Origin of the sequence: Variovorax sp. RCC_210 (genome assembly GCF_041355175.1) — a bacterium.
Lineage (GTDB): Bacteria > Pseudomonadota > Gammaproteobacteria > Burkholderiales > Burkholderiaceae_C > Variovorax.
The window spans coordinates 560,432-578,179 of record NZ_JBFUPJ010000001.1 but is presented as its reverse complement, the minus strand read 5'-3'; the positions used below and the strand labels follow the sequence as shown (position 1 = coordinate 578,179).

The 17,748-nt window shown below is 67.7% G+C and carries 20 protein-coding genes; 8 read left to right on the top strand and 12 right to left on the bottom strand.

Going from position 1 to position 17,748, the window contains the following annotated elements; translation table 11 throughout:
* The first annotated feature begins 49 nt into the window (after window positions 1-49).
* Complete coding sequence (locus AB6807_RS02850; RefSeq protein ID WP_371083427.1) at window positions 50-955, top strand: HAD-IIA family hydrolase; 906 nt, start codon at window positions 50-52, stop codon at window positions 953-955.
* Here AB6807_RS02850 and AB6807_RS02845 read toward each other — a convergent pair.
* Both AB6807_RS02845 and AB6807_RS02840 read right to left on the bottom strand, forming a co-directional pair.
* The gene (locus tag AB6807_RS02845; protein WP_371083426.1) at window positions 935-1,924 is read right to left on the bottom strand and encodes a MurR/RpiR family transcriptional regulator; all 990 of its coding nucleotides are present in this window, start codon (window positions 1,922-1,924) and stop codon (window positions 935-937) included. The genes AB6807_RS02850 and AB6807_RS02845 overlap by 21 nt on opposite strands.
* 115 nt (window positions 1,925-2,039) lie before the next feature.
* The gene (locus AB6807_RS02840; protein ID WP_116908721.1) at window positions 2,040-2,387 is read right to left on the bottom strand and encodes a hypothetical protein; all 348 of its coding nucleotides are present in this window, start codon (window positions 2,385-2,387) and stop codon (window positions 2,040-2,042) included.
* 212 nt (window positions 2,388-2,599) lie between these two features.
* On the opposite strand from AB6807_RS02840, the gene AB6807_RS02835 reads away from it, so the two are divergent.
* From AB6807_RS02835 to AB6807_RS02825, 3 genes are all read left to right on the top strand, one after another.
* Window positions 2,600-3,283, top strand: coding sequence for a methyltransferase (locus AB6807_RS02835; protein ID WP_116908720.1), 684 nt, complete (start codon window positions 2,600-2,602; stop codon window positions 3,281-3,283).
* A gap of 101 nt (window positions 3,284-3,384) precedes the next feature.
* Window positions 3,385-3,690, top strand: a complete 306-nt coding sequence (locus tag AB6807_RS02830; RefSeq protein WP_371083425.1) for a hypothetical protein — start codon at window positions 3,385-3,387, stop codon at window positions 3,688-3,690.
* Complete coding sequence (locus AB6807_RS02825; RefSeq protein WP_371083424.1) at window positions 3,687-4,037, top strand: VOC family protein; 351 nt, start codon at window positions 3,687-3,689, stop codon at window positions 4,035-4,037. The genes AB6807_RS02830 and AB6807_RS02825 overlap by 4 nt, the downstream gene beginning before the upstream one ends.
* A gap of 31 nt (window positions 4,038-4,068) precedes the next feature.
* Here the strand turns inward: AB6807_RS02825 and AB6807_RS02820 are convergent, their stop codons facing one another.
* Both AB6807_RS02820 and AB6807_RS02815 read right to left on the bottom strand, forming a co-directional pair.
* Window positions 4,069-5,364: an aspartate carbamoyltransferase gene (locus AB6807_RS02820; RefSeq protein WP_371083423.1), complete on the bottom strand. Its 1,296-nt coding sequence runs from the start codon at window positions 5,362-5,364 to the stop codon at window positions 4,069-4,071.
* A 17-nt stretch (window positions 5,365-5,381) separates the two neighbouring features.
* Entirely contained in the window at window positions 5,382-6,311 is a 930-nt protein-coding gene (locus tag AB6807_RS02815) for a LysR family transcriptional regulator (protein ID WP_116908716.1), read from the bottom strand.
* A gap of 103 nt (window positions 6,312-6,414) precedes the next feature.
* Between AB6807_RS02815 and AB6807_RS02810 the strand changes: the two genes are divergently transcribed.
* The 4 genes from AB6807_RS02810 to AB6807_RS02795 are packed head-to-tail and all read left to right on the top strand — an operon-like array spanning window position 6,415 to window position 10,293.
* The gene (locus AB6807_RS02810; RefSeq protein WP_371083422.1) at window positions 6,415-7,440 is read left to right on the top strand and encodes a hydroxyacid dehydrogenase; all 1,026 of its coding nucleotides are present in this window, start codon (window positions 6,415-6,417) and stop codon (window positions 7,438-7,440) included.
* Window positions 7,437-8,129, top strand: a complete 693-nt coding sequence (locus AB6807_RS02805) for an RraA family protein (RefSeq protein ID WP_371083421.1) — start codon at window positions 7,437-7,439, stop codon at window positions 8,127-8,129. Before AB6807_RS02810 ends, AB6807_RS02805 begins: the two co-directional genes overlap by 4 nt.
* Before the next feature lie 47 nt (window positions 8,130-8,176).
* The gene (locus AB6807_RS02800; protein WP_116908713.1) at window positions 8,177-9,163 is read left to right on the top strand and encodes a tripartite tricarboxylate transporter substrate binding protein; all 987 of its coding nucleotides are present in this window, start codon (window positions 8,177-8,179) and stop codon (window positions 9,161-9,163) included.
* A gap of 5 nt (window positions 9,164-9,168) precedes the next feature.
* Complete coding sequence (locus tag AB6807_RS02795) at window positions 9,169-10,293, top strand: NAD(P)/FAD-dependent oxidoreductase (RefSeq protein WP_371083420.1); 1,125 nt, start codon at window positions 9,169-9,171, stop codon at window positions 10,291-10,293.
* Between the two features lie 91 nt (window positions 10,294-10,384).
* On the opposite strand, the gene AB6807_RS02790 is transcribed toward AB6807_RS02795, so the two are convergent.
* From AB6807_RS02790 to urtA, 8 genes are all read right to left on the bottom strand, one after another.
* Entirely contained in the window at window positions 10,385-10,735 is a 351-nt protein-coding gene (locus tag AB6807_RS02790; protein ID WP_116908711.1) for an alpha/beta hydrolase, read from the bottom strand.
* A 234-nt stretch (window positions 10,736-10,969) separates the two neighbouring features.
* Complete coding sequence (locus AB6807_RS02785) at window positions 10,970-11,314, bottom strand: zinc ribbon domain-containing protein (protein ID WP_371083419.1); 345 nt, start codon at window positions 11,312-11,314, stop codon at window positions 10,970-10,972.
* A gap of 14 nt (window positions 11,315-11,328) precedes the next feature.
* The gene (fmdA, locus tag AB6807_RS02780) at window positions 11,329-12,561 is read right to left on the bottom strand and encodes a formamidase (protein ID WP_371083418.1); all 1,233 of its coding nucleotides are present in this window, start codon (window positions 12,559-12,561) and stop codon (window positions 11,329-11,331) included.
* Window positions 12,562-12,587: 26 nt separating this feature from the next.
* The gene (urtE, locus tag AB6807_RS02775) at window positions 12,588-13,277 is read right to left on the bottom strand and encodes an urea ABC transporter ATP-binding subunit UrtE (protein ID WP_371084142.1); all 690 of its coding nucleotides are present in this window, start codon (window positions 13,275-13,277) and stop codon (window positions 12,588-12,590) included.
* A 117-nt stretch (window positions 13,278-13,394) separates the two neighbouring features.
* The gene (gene urtD / locus AB6807_RS02770; protein ID WP_371083417.1) at window positions 13,395-14,138 is read right to left on the bottom strand and encodes an urea ABC transporter ATP-binding protein UrtD; all 744 of its coding nucleotides are present in this window, start codon (window positions 14,136-14,138) and stop codon (window positions 13,395-13,397) included.
* Window positions 14,139-14,154: 16 nt separating this feature from the next.
* Window positions 14,155-15,357: an urea ABC transporter permease subunit UrtC gene (gene urtC / locus AB6807_RS02765; protein WP_371083416.1), complete on the bottom strand. Its 1,203-nt coding sequence runs from the start codon at window positions 15,355-15,357 to the stop codon at window positions 14,155-14,157.
* A 31-nt stretch (window positions 15,358-15,388) separates the two neighbouring features.
* Window positions 15,389-16,303, bottom strand: a complete 915-nt coding sequence (gene urtB / locus AB6807_RS02760) for an urea ABC transporter permease subunit UrtB (protein ID WP_371083415.1) — start codon at window positions 16,301-16,303, stop codon at window positions 15,389-15,391.
* Window positions 16,304-16,471: 168 nt separating this feature from the next.
* On the bottom strand, window positions 16,472-17,737 hold the full coding sequence (gene urtA, locus AB6807_RS02755) for an urea ABC transporter substrate-binding protein (protein WP_371083414.1): 1,266 nt from the start codon (window positions 17,735-17,737) through the stop codon (window positions 16,472-16,474).
* Between the last annotated feature and the right edge of the window lie 11 nt (window positions 17,738-17,748).

Below are 17,748 nucleotides of genomic sequence, written 5' to 3'. Positions count from 1 at the left end.
ACTCCAAATTCAATAAACCACTGAGCAATGTTCAATACAATCCGCCGCCATGAGCACGAACCCCCTTACACCCGGGACCACCGCAGGCCATGACATCCGAGGCAGCGTGGTCACCCATGCCCGCCTGGCGCGGGCCCGCCACCTGCTGGTCGACCTCGACGGCACGCTGGTGCGCCAGCAGGAGCCCATTGCGGGCGCGGCCGAATTGCTGGCGCATTTCGACGGGCGCTACGCCATCGTGTCGAACAACTCCACGCACACCGCGCCGGGCCTGGCGCAACGCCTGCGCCGGCTCGGGCTGCGCGTGCCGCCCGAGCGCATCGTGCTGGCCGGCGAACTGGCGGTGCGGCAACTGGCGCGCGAGCACCCCGGCGCGCGCGTGCTGCTGGCCGCGAGCCCGGCACTGCAGCGCTTCGCGCGCTCGCTGGGCTGCCAGCAGGTGCAGGCCGGCGCCGACTTCGTGCTGCTCGCACTCGACATGCAGTTCAGCCACGCGCGGCTCGCGCTGGTGGTGAACGAGCTGCTGCGCGGCGCGCGCCTGGTCGTGAGCAACGCCGACGCCACGCACCCCGGCCCGCAGGGCCGCGTGGTGCCCGAGACCGGCGCGCTGCTCGCGGCCGTGGTGGCGGCCAGCGGCGTGCAGCCCTGGCGCGTGGTCGGCAAGCCCGCGCCGCTGCTGTTCGAGGAAGGCCTGCGCTGCCTGGGGGCGCGCGCCGAAGACACCGTGGTGGTCGGCGACAACCCGCTCACCGACGCCGAGGGCGCCGCGCGGCTGGGCATGACCTGCGTGCTGGTCGGCACGGCCAGCGGCGCGGTCGCGCCTTCGGTGGCGGGGCTGTTCGCCATGCCGGCGGGAAAGCCGGAGGCGGAAAGGCCGGAGGCGGAAAAGCCGGAGGCGGTCGAGGCGCCGCCCCACTACCGCTTCAGTCCCGCTTCAGTACCGCTTGAGCGATAGCACGTCGAAGGTCTGGCGCAGCGTGCGCACCGAGGCGTCGTAGTCCGACAGCGCCAGGCAGGCGATGAGCACGTCGATGATGGCCAGCTGCGCGAGCCGGCTGGTCATCGCCTCGGTGCGAAAGTTGGTTTCGCGCGCCATGGTGAAGAGCAGCACGTCGGCATAGGCCTGGATAGGCGACTTGCCGAAGTTGGTGATGCACACCGTCGACGCGCCCGCCTCCTTCGCCAGCCGCGTGGCCGTCACCGTCTCGTGCGAGCTGCCCGAATGCGAAATGGTGAGCACCGCCGTCTTCGCGTCGGTGAGCGATGCGCTGATGGCCTGCACGTGCGAGTCGACCGCCAGCTTCACGTTCAGGCCGATGCGCAGCATGCGGTAGTGCGCGTCCTCGGCGATGGTGGCCGAGCTGCCGATGCCGTAGATCTCGATGCGCTCGGCCTTGCGAAACAGCTTCACCGCGCGCTCCATCGCCTTGGCGTCGAGCGTGGCCTCCGTGTCGTGCAGGGTCTGCACGTTGCTGTTGAAGATCTTGCGGATCACCGCGGTGGCGTTGTCCTGCGGGTCGAGGTCTTCATGAATGAACTGCACCGGGCGCACCAGCTCCTGCGCCAGCGCGATCTTGATCTGCTGGAAGCCGGTGGCGCCCAGGTTCTTGCACAGGCCCACGATGCTGCCTTCGCTGGAGCCCGTGCGCTCGGCCACTTCGCTGACCGACATGTGCACCACCTCGCGCGGGTTCTTCACGATGAAGTCCGCGATGCGCTGGCCCACCGGGCCCAGCGAGGACCACAGGGCCTGGATGCGCGCGAGCACGGCGGACACCTGCACGTCGGGTCCGTCGGGCGATGCCGGGAAAGCGGTGGGGTAAGGAGCGGCGGCGGTCGCCGATGCCGCCGAATTCTTGCTGCCGACGGCAGCTGCCTTGCCGCTGGAAGATGCGGGAGTGCCGGGGGTGCTGTTGCGCTTCATGGGCCGCGAGCTTACCCGCCCTCGATGGCGGTTTCGTGCACCGCGGCGCACCCTGCCGCGGCGCCCTCGCGGCCGCTCTCGTGCCGCTCTCGTGCCGCTCTCGCGCGCAGCCCGCCTATTCGCCGCTGTTGCTTGCCGGCAGGCTTCCCGATGCCACAGGCGCCTGCACCTGCGACTCCAGCACCTCGGTCGGATGCATGCTGTTGTTCGCGCGAACCGCTTCGGCCTGCACCTGCGCGCGGTCCAGCCCCGAGACCGGCGTGGCCACTTGCGACTCGAGCACCTCGGTCGAATGCATGCTGTTGTTCGCGCGCATGGCGTCGGCGGCCACCGCGTCGCGCGACATCGTCGAATGCGAGGCCTGCGGATAGTCGGGGTCGGCGAAGCCGTTGGCATGCGCGAACGACGCGAGCACCAGCGCCGGCACGGCGGCGATGCACAGGGTTGCGGTACGGACTCTCATGGTTGTCTCCTTGAGTGATGACGGTGTTTTCACTCTAGGACGCCGCTCTTACCGGCCCGTGAGAGGCAGCTTAGGCACGGGTGACGATTGCATTACGCGCGCGTGACGGAACGCTTAGCCGAGCGTGAGCGGGCCAGAGTGTTGGGCCAGGGCGCATACTGGCCCACCTTTGCAGCACTGGGGCCTCGCACGCGAGACCCCGCACCCCTTCGATGCCGGGCTATCTACTCAAGCTGGAGCGCATCGCCATCGCGGGTGCCGACGACCTCGTCATTCGCTCGCTGCTCGACCGCCAGCAGTTCTCCGACCCCCTGGGCATGGCCGCCGCGCAGGGCATCTCTTCCGCGTCGTGGCCCATGTTCGGGCTGCTGTGGCCCTCGGGCGCGCAACTGGCCGCGCGCATGGCCGCGCACCCGGTGGTGCGCGGGGCGCGCGTGCTCGAGATCGGCTGCGGCCTGGGGCTGGCCAGCCTGGTGGGCCACCGCCGCGGCAACGACATGACAGCCAGCGACTGCCACCCGCTCGCGGCCGGCTTCCTGCTGGAGAACCTGCGCCTGAACGCGCTGCCGCCCATGAAGTACCGCCGCGGCCACTGGGGCATGCGCGAGACCGGCGCCGACGGCGACGTGCATGGCCTGTTCGACCTCGTGATCGGCAGCGACCTGCTGTACGAGCGCGACGCCAAGGGCCTGCTCGCCGCCTTCATCGGCCGCCACACCAGCCCCGCCGCCGAGGTGTGGATCGTCGACCCCGACCGCGGCAACCGCCCCGCCTTCAACCGCCAGATGGCCGACGAGGGCTTCGGCATGTGCGAGGAGCGGCTGGACCAGCTGGCGAGCGTGAGCCAGGCGGCGTACCGGGGACGGTTGCTGACGTACCGGCGGGTCGAGGGCTGAGAGGTCGAGGACCGAGGGGTCGAGGGCTGAAGCGTCGAGCGGTCGAGGGTGCCCTATATTCCGCGAGGTTCAGCCATGCCGGACCCTCAACGAAAGCACGCATGACCCTCGCCCCGCTCCCCCTCCCCTTGCTCGTCGACCACACGTTCGACCTCGTCTCCGACACCCTCGTCAACATCTACCACTTCAACGCCGCTGGCCGCGTGACCGCCATCCTCGGCGAGAAGAACGGCCCCGTGGCGGCGCCGCTGCTCGACTACCGCGTGGTGTCCGAAGACAGCGTCGAGATCCTGCATGGCAACGAACGCATCGAGCGGTGGAGCCGCATCCGCATCGAAGACGGCCTGCTCCATGTGGAGCGCGACGGCCAGCCGCAGACCTTCGCCATGACGAAGCCCGAGCAATGAAGGTCGAACGCATCGTTGCCAACATCGCGGCACCCGATCCGGCACGCGCCGCCGTGTTCTACAAGGACGTGCTCGGCCTCGACCTGCTGATGGACCATGGCTGGATCCTGACCTATGGCTCGCAGGCGGACATGACGGTGCAGCTCAGCATCGCGTCCGAAGGCGGCTCGGGCACGCCGGTGCCCGACCTGTCCATCGAAGTCGACGACGTGGACACTGCTTTGGCGCGGATGAAAGCGGCGGGCTTCGCGATCGAATACGGCCCCGTCGACGAGCCATGGGGCGTGCGCCGCTTCTACGTGCGCGATCCGTTCGGCAAGCTGGTCAACATCCTCGCGCACGCCTGAAGCGAGCCGCACGCCCGCTTTGCGGCGGGCCTCAGTCGAGCCCGTGGAACACGCTGTCGTCCGGCCCGATGTGCGAAGGTGGCGTCCACGCGGCGTCGCGCATCGAGCGGCTCACCAGCTTGTCCACGCCCAGCAGCGTGGCGAAGATGGCCATGCGCACCGGAATGCCGTTGTCGGTCTGGCGAAAGATGGCCAGGCGCGGGTCGTTGTTCAGGTCCACGCTCAGGTCGTGCGAACCGGGGCGGCCGTCGCGCGGCAGCGGGTGCATTACCACCACCTCGGGCTTGCAAGCCGACTCGACCAGCGCAAGGTTCACCTCGAAGGCGTTGTCGAAACCCTCGAGCACCTCGTCGTGCGCGAAGCGCTCCTTCTGGATGCGCGTGGCGTAGATGATGTCGGCGCCCGCCAGCGCCTTCGCCGGCGTGGCGGCCACCTCGACCACGTGCCCGTTGCGGCTCACGGCCTCGACGATTTCCGCGGGCATGGCCAGCGAAGGCGGCGAGACGAGCGTGAACTTCAGCCCCTTGTACAGCGCCAGCAGCTTGATGAGCGAATGCACCGTGCGCCCGTACTTCAGGTCTCCCACCATCGCGATGTGCGCGCCGTCGACCAGCTTGCCCAGGCGCGAGAACTCGCGCTGGATGGTGTACAGGTCGAGCAGCGCCTGGCTCGGGTGCTCGCCCGGCCCGTCGCCGCCGTTGATGACCGGCACGTTGGTGGCGCGCGCGAACTCGGCCACCGAGCCCTGCTCGGGGTGCCGCACCACCATCGCATCGACATAGCCGCTGATGACGCGGCTGGTGTCGTAGATCGACTCGCCCTTGGCCATAGACGAGAAGGTGAAGCCCGTGGTGTCGCACACCGAGCCGCCCAGCCGGCAGAAGGCCGCGCCGAAGCTCACGCGGGTGCGCGTGCTGGCCTCGAAGAACAGGTTGGCCAGCACGGCGCCCTCGAGCACGCGGCTCACCTTGCGGCGCCGGGCAATGGGCTGCATCACGTCGGCCAGCTGGAACAGCTCGTCGATGGCGTCGCGGTTGAACTGGCTGACCGACAGCAGGTGGTGCGAGCCGTCCACCGCCGTGGCCTTGCGCAAGGCGCCTTCATGTGCGCTCTGCGTATATTCGCCGCGCAAACCGTCGGACGCCATGATTTCGCTGACAAAGCGCCGCGCCACTTCGGGCATGGCCCGGAATTCGTTCGATTCGTCGGGCAGCAGCCAGGCGTCCAGCGCTCTCCTTCGGCTGCCGATGCGTTCCGCGAAGGCGTCGCGCGTCATGTTGAGTTGACGCATCGCGTCGCGGAGTAGCACCTGTTGCGGCATGTTCATGGGCGGCGAATATATACTCAATGCGTATATTTTGAAAGCGCCGACGAAAAAAGCTGCTTCCCTTCGGAGCGCAGCAGCGTCACCAGTCGGCGCGCCGCGGGCGACAGGTAGCCCTCTTTCCGGTAGGTAACGCCCAGGTGGCGGCGCAGCGTGGTCGCCTTCAGCGGCACCTCGCGCAGCGTGCCCTCGCGCCCGGCCGCGCCCAGCGTGTGGCGCGACAGAAAGCTCAGCATGTCGCTGCGCGAAATGAGCCGCGGCAGCAGCGGAATCGAGTTGGCGTTGACCTGCACCGTGGGCAGCGGCAGCCCGCGCGACTGGAAGGCCGCGTCCAGCCACTGGCGGCTGGGAATCGGGTCGGCCGGCAGCACCCATCGCCACTGCAGCAGCGCCTGCATGCTGATCTTCGGCATGTCGAACACCGGGTGCTGCGGGCTCGCGGCCACCACCACCACGTCTTCGACGATGGAGTGCGTGACAAAGGCCGGGTCGTGCTCGGGCATGAGGCCGATCAGCAGGTCGATGGCGCCTTCGCGCAGCCGCTCGCGCAGCGCCATGCTGGGCGCCACGGTGATGTCGATGCGCGTGTCGCCCGCCTCGGCCAGCAGCAGGTTGCACACCTCGGGCAGCACATGGTCGGCCGCGATGGGGCCGCTGCCGATGCGCACATGGCCCGCGTTGCCCTTGGCGAAATCGCTCACCTCGCGCAGCGCCTCCTCGGTGGCGCCGCGCAGCAGCCGCGCCCGCGCCAGCAGCACCTCGCCCACCGCCGTGAGCTGGATGCCGCGCCCCTTGCGCTCGAACAGCGCGCTGCCGAAGGCCTCTTCGAGCCGCTGCACGGCCTTGGTGAGCGCCGGCTGCGTGCGGCCCAGCTTGTCGGCGGCCTGGCCCAGGTGGCCGGTATCGGCCACCACCTCGAAGTACTTCAGGTCGCGCAGCTGGATGTCCATTCATAGCTCCGAGGAATCTTTAGATGAACATTATCGATTGGACGGAATGAATGGCACTTTCCACAATCCGCCTCACATCGAAGACCGAACCTTCAGGAGACACATGAAACCCACCGTCCTGGTGACGGCGCCGCGGCTCGCCAAAGCCGGCGCCGACCTGCTCGCCGAAGCCGGCGCGCGCGTCATCTACCTCGCGAACCCCGACAGCGCCGAGAGCACCGCAGAAGTCGAGCAGCTCATGGCCCGCGAGCCCATCGACGCGGTCATCTCGCGCACCGTGCAGCTGTCGGCCAGGGCCATCGCCGCGTGCCCCACGCTCAAGGTCATTTCCAAGCACGGCGTGGGCGTGAGCAACATCGACGTCGACGCGGCCACGGCGCGCGGCATTCCGGTGTACGTCACGCCCGGCGCCAACGCACAGTCGGTCGCGGAGATGACGCTGGGCCTGATGCTCGCCGCCGCCCGCCGCATCGGCTGGATGGACCGCGAACTGCACGAAGGCCGCTGGTCGCGCGCGCAAGACGGCGTGGAGCTGCAAGGCAAGACGCTGGGCCTGATCGGCTTCGGACAGATCGGCCAGCGCGTTGCCCGCGTGGGCCTGGCGCTGGGCATGCAGGTGGTCGCATTCGATCCCGCCCTGCACTCCACCACCGGCGATGGCGTTTCGCCCGTGGCCGGCGTGCGCCTGCTGCCCTCGGTCGATGCGCTGCTGCCGCTCGCCGACGTGCTGAGCCTGCACGTGCCGCTGAACAGCCACACGCGCCAGATGCTGGGCGCTGCGCAGTTCGCGGCGCTGCCGCGCGGCGCGATCGTGGTCAACACGGCGCGCGGCGAAGTCATCGACGAGCCCGCGCTCGTTGCCGCGCTGCAAAGCGGCCACCTGTACGCCGCCGGCCTCGACACGATGGCCGACGAACCCCTTCCCGCGCACAGCCCGCTGGCCGCGCTGCCCAACGTGGTGCTCACGCCGCACGTGGGCGGCTCCACGCCCGCCGCGCTCGCGGGCATGGCCAGCGGCGCCGCGCGCAACGTGCTCGGCTGGCTGCAAGGGCAACCGGCAGACGCTTCCGCCTGCGTGAACCCGCAGGTTCTTTCTTCTCACGCAACCGTTCACGGAGTCACCGCATGACCACGCCCCTTCAATGGCCGCCCGGCTACCGCATCAACCCGCGCGCCGCCGGCCCCGACGCCGCCGTGGTCGACGCCTTCAAGACGATGCCCGTGGCCGCCATCGGCGACGCGATGAGCCGCAACATCGGCACCGTCGGCCTGCGCCAGTACCACGCGCGGCTGGACACGGTGCTGTGCGGCCCGGCGGTCACGGTGCGCGTGCGCCCCGGCGACAACCTGATGATCCACAAGGCGCTGATGATGGTCGAGCCGGGCGACGTGCTCGTCATCGACGGCGGCGGCGACCTCACGCAGGCGCTGGTCGGCGGGCTGATGCGCACCACCTGCATCGCGCGCAGGCTGGGCGGCCTGGTCATCGACGGCGCGGTGCGCGACCTGTGCGAATGGGCCGAAGAAGGCATGCCCATCTTCGCGCGCGGCCACACCCACCGCGGCCCCAGCAAGGACGGCCCGGGCGAGGTGAACGTGCCCGTGTCGTGCGCGGGCCTGGTCGTGCTGCCGGGCGACCTGGTGGTGGGCGACGCCGACGGCGTCATCGCCGTGCCGGCCGCCGAGGCGGCCAGCGTGCTCGAGAAGACGCGCGCGCACCTCGCCAAGGAAGAAAAGATCCGCGAGACCAACCGCGCCGGCACCGCCGACCCCGAGCGCTTCGACGCCGTGCTGCGCGCCAAGGGCCTGCCGGTCTGACCCGGCGGCGCCCCCCGAACCCGACAAGAACCCCAAGGAGACAAGACATGAACCGCAGAGACTTCCTGCAGGCCACCTCCCTCGCCTCGCTCGCCGCGCTGGCGCAGGCCGCCGGCGTGGCGCACGCACAAGGTGGCTGGCCGCAGAAACCCGTGCGCCTAGTGGTGCCCTTCACCCCCGGCGGCGGCACCGACGCCACCTCGCGCCTGATCGCCGAGCGCCTCACCGTGCTGGAGCACTGGACCGTCATCATCGACAACAAGCCCGGTGCCGCCGGCAACATCGGGCTGGACGCCGTGGCCAAGGCCACGCCCGACGGCTACACGCTGGGCATGGGGCAGACCTCGAACCTCACCATCAACCCGTGGCTGTACCCGAAGATGCCCTTCGAGGCGCTGAAAGACTTCACGCCCATCGCCGAAGTGGCCGCGCAGCCCGTGGTGCTTTCGGTGCGCGCGGACTCGCCGATGCGCACGCTGGCCGACTTCATCGCCGCGGCCAAGGCCAAGCCGGGCGAGTTCAGCATCGCGCAGGCCGGCAACGGCACGGTCGGCCACCTGGCCGGCGAAATGCTCGCGCGCCGCGCGGGCATCAAGGTGCTGCAGGTGCCGTACAAGGGCGCGGGCCCGGCCATGACCGACCTGCTCGGCGGGCAGATCGGCCTGTACTTCGGCAGCAGCGTGTCGGTGATGCCGCAGCTCACGGGCGGCAAGGTGCGCGCGCTGGCCGTGACCTCGGCGCAGCGCCTGCCCGCGCTGCCCAACGTGCCGACCGTGGCCGAGCAGGGCTTCCCGGGGTTCGAGGCGACGACATGGGTCGGCCTGGTCGGGCCGGCGGGGTTGCCTGCCGACGTGGTCGCGCGCATCAACGCCGCGGTGGTGAAGGTGGTGGCGCGCAAGGATGTGCAGGACAAGCTCGCGCTGGAAGGCAGCGTGCCCGCCACCGGCACGCCGCAGCAGTTCGACGCCTACATCCGCGCGGAGCACGCCAAGTGGGGCGCGCTGATTCGCGAAGCCAACGTCAAGCTGGACTGAAGCGCATGGACAGGATCGATTGCGTCGTCATCGGCGCCGGCGTGGTGGGGCTGTCGGTCGCGCGCTCGCTCGCCATGGCGGGGCGCGAGGTGGTGCTGCTCGAGGCCGAGAACGCCATCGGCACGCAGACCAGCGCGCGCAACTCCGAAGTGATCCACGCGGGCATCTCGTACGCGCCCGGCTCGCTGAAGGGCCGGCTGTGCGTGGCGGGCAAGGTCGCGCTGTATGCGTACTGCGCCGAGCGCGGCATCGGCCACCAGCGCATCGGCAAGCTGATCGTCGCGGTGCAGGAAGCCGAGCTGCCCGAGCTCGACAAGTACGTGAAGCTGGGCGCGGCGCATGGGGTGACCGACCTGCGCATCATCGGCGCGGCCGAGGCGCGCGACATGGAGCCCGAAGTGGCCTGCGTGGGCGCGCTGCATTCGCCATCGACCGGCATCGTCGACAGCCATGGGCTGATGCTGTCGTACCTGGGCGATGCCGAGCGCGCGGGTGCTTCGCTGGCGCTGCAGAGCCGCGTGCTGGCGGCGCGGCCCACCGCGGACGGCATCGTGCTCGACGTGGGCGGTGCCGAAGAAACGAGCGTGCTGTGCAACACGGTCGTGAACGCGGCCGGGCTGGGCGCGCAGCAAATCGCGTCGCGCATCGAAGGCATGCCGGCCGGGCATGTCCCGCCGCTGTACTACGCGATAGGCCACTACTTTTCGCTGGCGCGCAAATCGCCGTTTCGCCACCTCGTGTACCCGACGGGGCGCGAAGGCGCCCTGCGCGCGCACGTGACGCTCGACCTGGGCGGCCAATGCAAGTTCGGCCCCGACCTGAGCTGGCGCGATGGCATCGACTACAGCTTCGACCCGTCGCGCGAGGCGGCTTTCTACCAATCGGTGCGCCGCTACTACCCCGGCCTGCGGGACGGCGAACTGCAGCCGGGCTACACCGGCATCCGGCCGCGGCTCGCGGGGCCGGGCTCGTCGATGCACAACACGGCGACGGACTTCGTCATCCAGACGCCGCAGGTGCACGGCATCGCGGGGCTGGTGAACCTGTTCGGCATCGAGTCGCCGGGGCTCACCGCATCGCTTGCCCTGGGCGCGCATGTGGCACAGCTCGTGTCGAACATGCAGGCGTAAAAAAACGGGCCTTCGCGGTTGCGCAGGGCCCGTTCTTCATGCAGCCGGCGTGCCACGCATCAAGCGTCGCGCATCGGCTTGCCGGTGTGGCTTACAGGCCAGCTTGGCGCGTGAACGACACGCTGGGCTTCTTGTAGGCTTGCGGCACTTCGTCGCGGTAGAAAGCGCGGCGGTCGAGGCTGGCGAGCGGGTCGTGGGCCTTGGCAACGGCTTCGGCTTGCACGGTCGCGCGGTTGGCGGTCGACGTGAAGGCTTGGGCACCGGCGCCGGAGGCATCGCTGTACTCGTTGCCGGCGCGGGCGGCGGCAGCGGCTTGCGGTGCGACTTCGGAGCGCGACACGGAAGAGTTCACGACGTGCACGCCGTCGTAGGTTTCTGCATGGGCTCCGGCGGCAGCCAGGAGCGAGAGAGCAGCAGCGGCGAGGATCTTCGAGGCATTCATTTCAATCTCCTTCAGGTGTTTGGTTGGTGAGGAGAAGTTTGATCCTGAAGACCCCGAATAAACCGCCGCAAAAGGAACCGCGGCGTTCACGGTATTGAAACAATGCCGCCCTTGAAATTCGCATGGTCAATAGGGATTGCCCCAGCATGTCCCTGTGAAACAGCTGGGGCGAGAACGAGCGAAACGAAGGTTTCTGAAACGACTGAAAACAGTTCGCTCAGAAATGACACAAGTTCAGTGGCTGATCATCCAAGGCCGCCTCGACGGCGCCGACTTCGCGCCGCTGGGCGCGGTCACCGTCGCGCCGCGTTTCGATGAAGACCCGCAGCACCCGCACCCCGCCGGGTGCTTGAACCGCGCGTAGTCCCGCGAGCTGCCCGGCTCGTGCCGCGCGCGCTCGTTCGTTTCCATGGCGCGGCGCGTGCCCGAGGCCATCAGCGCCAGCCGCGGCGCCGCGGACAGCACGCGCGGCGAGGCGCATCCGCAATCGGGGCAGGCGGCGGGCTCGTCGCGCAGGCCCGAAGGTCGCAGCGCCTCGAAGCCGCCGCACTGCGCGCAGGCGTAGTCGTAGGTGGGCATGGCGCGTGCCGCCTTCAGCGCAGGTCGGGCGACAGCGGCATGTCGACGCTGCCGTCGAGCATCTTCACCGGGCCCAGCGCGTTGGGGTTGATGTCGAAGTCGAAGATGCCCGTGGGCAGCCACAGCGTGGCGCACGAGTTGGGCACGTCGACCACGCCGCTGATGTGGCCCTGCACAGGCGCGGTGCCCAAAATGGAATAGGCCTGCGCGCCCGAGTAGCCGAACTTCTTCAGGTACTCGATGGCGTTCAGGCAGGCCTGGCGGTAGGCCACGTTCACGTCGAGGTAGTGCTGCTTGCCGCTCTCGTCGACCGAAATGCCTTCGAAGATGAGGTAGTCGTTGTACTGCGGCGTGATGGGGCTGGGCTTGAAGATGGGGTTCTTGATGCCGTACTTGGCCATGCCGCCCTTGATGAGCGTGACCTTCATGTGCACCCAGCCCGCCATCTCGATGGCGCCGCAGAAGGTGATTTCGCCGTCGCCCTGGCTGAAGTGCAGGTCGCCCACGCTCAGGCCCGCGCCATCGACGTACACCGGAAAGAAAACTTTCGAGCCGCGCGACAGGTCCTTGATGTCGCAGTTGCCGCCGTGCTCGCGCGGCGGCACGGTGCGCGCGCCCTCGGCCGCGGCCTTGGCACTCGCATCGCCCGTCATCTTGCCCATGTGCGCGGTGCCGGCGAAAGGCGGGTTGGCCAGGCCGGGCACGCGGTCCGGGTCGGTGGCGATGAGCTTGCCTTCGCGCTCGTTCCACATGTCGAGCATGGGCTTGTCGGGCAGGCAGCCGATGAGGCCGGGGTGGATCAGCCCCGCGAAGTTCACGCGCGGAATGTGGCGCGAGCTGGTGAACATGCCCTTGAAGTCCCAGATCGATTTCTGCGCTTCGGGAAAGTGGTCGGTGAGGAAGCCGCCGCCGTTCTGTTTCGAGAAAAATCCGTTGAAGCCCCACAGGCTGTCCTGCTTGGCGCCGATGTCGAGCAGGTCGACCACCAGCAGGTCGCCCGGCTCCGCGCCCTTCACGCCCACGGGGCCCGACAGGTAGTGCACGGTGCTCAGGTCGATGTCGCGCACGTCGTCGGCACTGTCGTTGTTCTTGATGAAGCCGCCGGTCCAGTCGAAGGTCTCGAGAATGAAATCGTCACCGGGGTTGACCCAGCAGGCCATCGGAATGTCGGGGTGCCAGCGGTTGTGGATGTTCTCGTTCTCGGTGGGTGGCTTGGTCAGGTCGACCTTGATCAGCGTGTCCGTCATGTGCAGTGGCTCCTGGTGGGTGGTGGTTAAACGGAGAGATAGGCCTTGATGTGGTCCACATCGGTCTTGTCGCGCGCGGTCTCGTGCACGAGCCGCCCGCCTTCGATGACGAACAGCCGGTCGGCCACGTCCATCGCGAAGCTCAGCACCTGCTCGGACACGACGATGGTGATGCCGCGCAGCTTGCGGATCTCGTTCAGCGCCTTGGCGATGTCCTTGATGATCGAAGGCTGGATACCCTCGGTGGGCTCGTCGAGCAGCAGCACCTTGGGGTCCGTGACGAGCGCGCGTGCAATGGCGAGCTGCTGCTGTTGCCCGCCGGAAAGGTTGCCGCCCTTGCGGCCCTTCATGTCCCACAGCACGGGGAACAGCGCGTAGATTTCTTCGGGGATGCGGCGCGTCTTGGAGTTCTCCAGGCCGGTCTGGATGTTCTCTTCCACTGTCAGCGTCGGGAAAATCATCCGGCCCTGCGGCACGTAGGCGATGCCCTTGGCCACGCGCCTGAAGCTCTCGTCGCGCGACACGTCCTGCCCCGCCACCTCGATGCGCCCGCTCTTCAGCGGCAGGATGCCCATGAGGCTCTTGAACAGCGTGGTCTTGCCCATGCCGTTGCGGCCCATGATGGCGATGGTCTCGTTGGCCTGGCCTTCGAACGAGAGGCCGTGCAGGGCCTCGCTCTGGCCGTAGGCTACGTGCAGGTCTTCTACCTTCAGCATGGTGTTGCTCATCTTCATGGCTCCTGTATGCGTTCTTGATGCTCTTATTCAGGGCGTTTGATCTGCGCTCAACGACTGCACTGCCCAACGATCACGACGGCGGGGTATCCGCGTCGTTCAATGCCCCAGGTAGACATCGATGACCTTGGGATCCGCCTGCACCTTCTCCATCGGCCCTTCGGCGAGGATCTTTCCCTGGTGCATCACGGTGACCTTGTGCGCGATCTGCTTCACGAACGCCATGTCGTGCTCGATGACGATCACCGCGCGGTTCTGGCAGATGCGCTTGAGCAGGTCGGCGGTGAGTTCGCGTTCGCGCGCGCTCATGCCGGCAATGGGCTCGTCGAGCATCAGCAGCTCGGGCTCCTGCATCAGCAGCATGCCGATCTCCAGCCACTGTTTCTGTCCATGGCTCAGCAGGCCGGCCTCGGTGTCGAGGCGGTCGGCCAGGCCGATCTCCACGGCAATGGCCTGTACCTTGGCCTTGACCTCGTCGTCGCACTTGAACGCCAACGCACCGAACACCGAGCGGCCCTTGGGGAAGGACACCTCCAGGTTCTGGAACACGCTGAGGTTCTCGTAGATCGACGGTGTCTGGAACTTGCGGCCGATGCCCAGCCGCACGCGCTTGTGCTCGGCCATCTTCGTGAGCTCGGTGTTCTTGAACTTGATGCTGCCGGCGCTCGCGCGGGTCTTGCCGCAGATGAGGTCGAGCAGCGTGGTCTTGCCCGCGCCGTTGGGGCCGATGATGACGCGCAGCTCGTTGCGGTCGATGTACAGCGTGAGGTCGTCGATGGCCTTGAAACCGTCGAAGGACACGGTGAGGTCTTCGACAGCGAGCGCGAAGTCTGTGTTGCTCACGGGGTGTGGCTCCGGGTCAGGCGCGCTGGCTGCCGACACCGTCGGGCAGTTCATGCAGCGCGGGTTCGGGTGGCTGTGTCGCCGGTGGCGCAACCGGTGCCGTGGTGGCCGGCGGCTTCACCGCCGCATCGCGCAACGCCTGCCGGCGCGACTTCCACCATGGGCGGATCTTTTCTTCCCACACACCGGCCAGCCCCATCGGAAAGGCCATGGTCACGCCGATGAACAGGCCGGCCATCAAGAACAGCCACAGGTCCGGGAAGCTCTCGGAGAACAGCGTCTTGCCCGCGTTGACCAGCAGCGCGCCGTACACCGCGCCCACCAGGCTCATGCGGCCGCCGACGGCGCAGAAGATCACCATCTCGATGGAGGGCACGATGCCCACGAAGCTCGGCGACATGAAGCCCACCTGCAACGCGAACATCGCGCCGCCGATGCCCGAGAGCCCGGCCGCCAGGCAGAAGGTGAACACCTTGAAGTTGGACACGTCGTAGCCCGAGAAGCGCACGCGGTCTTCCTTGTCGCGCATGGCCAGCAGCAGCGTGCCCAGCTTGCTGGTCTGCACCCAGCGGCACAGCAGGATGCTCGCCACCAGCAGGCCCACGCACACGTAGTACAGGACGTACTTGGCGCTGTCGGTGCGGGTGTCCCAGCCCAGCAGCGTCTTCAGGTCGGTCATGCCGTTCACGCCGCCGGTGTAGCCCTGCTGGCCGATGATGAGCACGGTGCAGATCAGCGCCACGGCCTGCGTGATGATCGCGAAATACACGCCGCCAACGCGCCGCTTGAACATCGCGAAGCTCACGAGCCAGGCCAGCGCCATCGGTGCCAGCACCACCAGCGCCAGGCTCAGCGGCAGGCTCTTGAAGGGCAACCACAGCGCGGGCAGCTCGGTGATCTGGTTCCAGTCCATGAAGTCCGGAATGCCGGGCGTGGTCTGGATCTTGGTCGACACCGGGTCGGAGGCCTCGAGCTTGAGAAACATCGCCATCGCATAGCCGCCGATGCCGAAGAACACGCCCTGCCCCAGGCTCAGCACGCCGCCGTAGCCCCACACCATGACGAGCCCCACGGCCACGAACGCATAGGTGAGGTACTTGCCCACGAGGTTGAGGCGAAAGATGTCGAGCGACAGCGGCAACACCACCGCCAGCAGCAGCACCAGGAGCAGCAGGCTGCCGAGCTGGTAACGCTGGATCGAGGCCTTGATGAAATTCATCGGAACGTTCTCCTGGAATCAATCGGGTTCATCAACGGCGCACCTTCACGGCGAACAGGCCTTGGGGCCGCATCATCAGGATCAGCACGATCAGCGACAGCGTCAGCACCTTGGCCATCGAGCCGGTCATGAAGAACTCCGAGATCGACTGCGTCTGCGCGATGCCGAAGGCCGAGACCACGGTGCCGAACAGGCTGGCCGCGCCGCCGAAGGTGACGACCAGGAAGGCGTCGACGATGTACAGCGAGCCCGAGGTGGGCCCGGTCGAGCCGATGGTGGTGAAGGCCGCGCCGGCCACGCCGGCGATGCCGCAGCCGATGGCGAACGTCAGGCGGTCGGTCTTCATGGTGTCGATGCCGGTGGCATTGGCCATGGTGCGGTTGGCCACGGTGGCGCGCACGCGCAGGCCCCAGCGGCTCTTGTGCAGCGCGATGAGCACGCCGCTAGTCACCAGCGCGGTGAGCACCAGCACGAACAGGCCGTTGATGGGAATGTCGAGCCCCTCGTGCGGCGTCCACGAGCCCATGAGCCACTCGGGCAGCGTGGGGCTCACCTCTTTCGGGCCGATGAAGGTGCGAAAGACCTGCTGCAGCCCCAGGCTCACGCCCCAGGTGGCGAGCAGCGTGTCGAGCGGGCGCTTGTAGAGGTGGCGAATCAGCACCCACTCCACGATCCAGCCCGTGATGAAGGCGAACACGAAGGCCAGCGCGATGGCGATCGGAAAGTAGTACGGCATGAACGCTGGCGCCAGGCTTTCGGTGACGCGCGCGGCCAGGTAGATCGAGTAGGCGCCGATGGTCATGAACTCGCCATGCGCCATGTTGATGACGCCCATCTGGCCGAAGATGATCGCCAGGCCCAGCCCCATGAGCAGCAGCACCGCGAAGAGGCTCAGCCCCGCGAAGCCCTGCATGAGGCCGATGTTCATCATGTCCGACAGAGTCATGGCAAGGTGTTCCGGTGTTTGGGGGTATTGGCTCCTTCCCCCTCTGGGGGAAGGCTGGGATGGGGGCACAGCGGCGCTGGCAAGCGCAAGGCCTTATCAACCGCTGCTTGCCCCCACCCCTGCCCTCCCCCAGAGGGGGAGGGAGCAAGTCAGGGAGAAATGCAGCGCTTACTGGTAGCCCTTCGGAAACGGGTCCGGCTTGATCAGCTCCGCCGACTCCGCCACCACCTTGAACGTGCCGTCCAGCTGCCCCTGCCCGATGCGCGCCTTGCTCCACAGGTGGTGGTTCGCGTCCAGCTTCACGTAGCCTTCGGGCGCCGTCTTCAGCTCGATGCCGGGCGATCCGGCAACCACCTTGTCCACGTCGAAGCTGCCCGCCTTCTCCACCGCCGCCTTCCACAGCCACGGCCCCAGGTAGCCGGCCTGCGTGACGTCGCCGATCACCGCGTCCTTGCCGTACTTGGCCTTGAAAGCCGAGACGAACTTCTTGTTGTTCTCGTTGTCCAGCGACTGGAAGTACTTCATCGACGAATAGAAGCCCGCGAAATTCTCGCCGCCCACGCCGGTCATCTCGTCCTCGGTCACGGCCAGCGTCAGCAGGAACTGCTTGTCGCCGGTGATGCCTGCGGCCTTCAGCTGCTTGTAGAAGGCCACGTTCGAGCCGCCCACCACCGCCGCGAAGATGCAGTCGGGCTTGGCCACCTTGATCTTGTTGATGAGCGAGTTGAAGTTGGTGTGGCCCAGCGGGTAGTACTCCTCGCCCTTGACCGAGCCCTTCTGGAAGTTCTCGATGTGCTTGCGCGCGATCTTCATGGAGGTGCGCGGCCAGATGTAGTCGGAGCCCACCAGGAAGAAGGTCTTGGCCTTCTTCTCCTTCGCGCCCCAGTCCAGGCCCCAGATGATCTGCTGCGTGGCTTCCTGCCCGGTGTAGATCACGTTCTTGCTCTGCTCCAGGCCTTCGTAGAAGGTGGGGTAGTACAGCAGGCCGTTCTCTTTTTCGAACACCGGCAGCACGGCCTTGCGCGAGGCGCTGGTCCAGCAGCCGAACACCGCGGCGCAGTGGTCGTTCACGAGCAGCTTCTTCGACTTCTCGGCGAAGGTGGGCCAGTCGGAGGCGCCGTCTTCCTTGATGACCTTGATCTTGCGGCCCAGCACGCCGCCCATGGCGTTGATCTGGTCGATGGCCAGTTGCTCGGCCTGGATGGAGCCGGTTTCCGAGATGGCCATGGTGCCGGTGGACGAATGCAGCTGCCCCACGGTGACCTCGGTGTCGGTCACCGCGAGCTTGGTGGTGTTGACCTTGGCGGTGGGGAACTGCCCCTGGCCGAAGCTCAGGCCGCTCAGGCCCATCACGGGCAGCGCGGCGGCGCCCTGCAGCAGGCGGCGTCGGCGCAAGGCCAGGGCATCGAGAGAAGTATCGGAATCACGCGACATCAGGAAACTCC